The following is a 1,114-nucleotide window of genomic DNA, read 5'->3' on the forward strand; positions in this document are numbered from 1 at the left end:
AGGCCCTGGAGGTCGACCTTGCAGGCCGGGTTTGCCCGGCCTGTTTCATTTGTGCCATAATCGCCGGCTCACCCTTGCTGCCACGGGTTCACAGACGCTCCTTGGCAGCTTCCGCCCCTTCCTCCGGTTTGTCGGGGGGCTGGGGGCTCTGGAAACCACAAGGAGTTTTCATGCGTCACTATGAGATCGTTCTGCTGATCCATCCGGATCAAAGCGAACAGGTTCCGGCCATGCTGGAGCGTTACAAGGGCCTGATCACCACCGGTGGTGGCAAGGTCCATCGTGTGGAAGACTGGGGCCGCCGTCAGCTGGCCTACATGATCCAGAAGCTCGCCAAGGCGCACTACCTGTGCCTGAACATCGAGTGCTCGAAGGAAGTGCTGGCCGAGCTGGAAACCGGCTTCCGCTTCAATGACGCCGTGCTGCGTCACCTGACCGTCAAGATGGACCAGGCCGAAACCGCCCCGTCCGTCATGATGAAGTCGGTCGAGAAGGAAGAAGCCCGCAAGGCTGCTCAGGAAACCACCGCCTGAACCTGACAGGTTCGGTCCGGCCGCATCGTCTGTCATGAACCGTTTGGTTCTTGCTGCTCATGTGGTCGAACGCGGTGCGATGCGTTACACCCCCGCCGGTCTGCCGGCCTTGGATCTGACCCTTCAGTCGGATTCGGAGGTCACCCAGAACGGCCAGCCCCGCAAGGTCTCTTTGCAGATCCGAGCGGTGGCGATCGGAGACATCACCCGACCAGCCCAGGCGCTGGTGCTGGGGGCGCCGGCCCAGTTTGCCGGCTTCCTGGCGCCCTCGCGCAATGGCAAAGGGGTGGTGTTCCACGTGACCAGCATCGCCACGGAAGAACCTGACGTGCAACCCGGATAGACAATTCAGAGGTCATCGTATGCCCCCGCCCAAGTCTCGTTTCTCGAAGGACCGCCGTCCCAAGCGCAACCAGCAATCGCTGCTGTTCCGCCGCAAGAAGTTCTGCCGCTTCACCGTCGCTGGCGTCAAGCACATCGACTACAAGGATGTGGATCTGCTGCGCGATTTCATCGGTGAGAACGGCAAGATCACGCCGGCCCGCCTGACCGGCACCCGTGCCTTCTTCCAGCGTCAGCTG

At 61.8% G+C, this 1,114-nt stretch carries 3 protein-coding genes; all 3 read left to right on the forward strand.

Annotation, left to right across the window (positions count from 1 at the left end; translation table 11 throughout):
• The first annotated feature begins 170 nt into the window (after nt 1-170).
• Nucleotides 171-533, forward strand: a complete 363-nt coding sequence (gene rpsF / locus I73_RS14360) for a 30S ribosomal protein S6 (protein WP_022981252.1) — start codon at nt 171-173, stop codon at nt 531-533.
• A 34-nt stretch (nt 534-567) separates the two neighbouring features.
• A complete protein-coding gene (gene priB / locus I73_RS14365) occupies nt 568-876 on the forward strand; it encodes a primosomal replication protein N (protein WP_026096749.1) in 309 nt (102 codons plus the stop codon).
• Between the two features lie 19 nt (nt 877-895).
• Nucleotides 896-1,114, forward strand: a 219-nt coding sequence (gene rpsR / locus I73_RS14370) for a 30S ribosomal protein S18 (protein WP_022981254.1), incomplete at its 3' end; no start/stop codon positions are given.

Origin of the sequence: Ideonella sp. B508-1, from assembly GCF_000333615.1 — a bacterium.
Classification (GTDB): domain Bacteria; phylum Pseudomonadota; class Gammaproteobacteria; order Burkholderiales; family Burkholderiaceae_C; genus Ideonella.

What these genes read in the sequence shown, in the direction of transcription:
- rpsF (WP_022981252.1), top strand. Translation starts at nt 171, where the DNA reads ATGCGTCACTATGAGATCGTTCTGCTGATCCATCCGGATCAAAGCGAA.
- priB (WP_026096749.1), top strand. Translation starts at nt 568, where the DNA reads ATGAACCGTTTGGTTCTTGCTGCTCATGTGGTCGAACGCGGTGCGATG.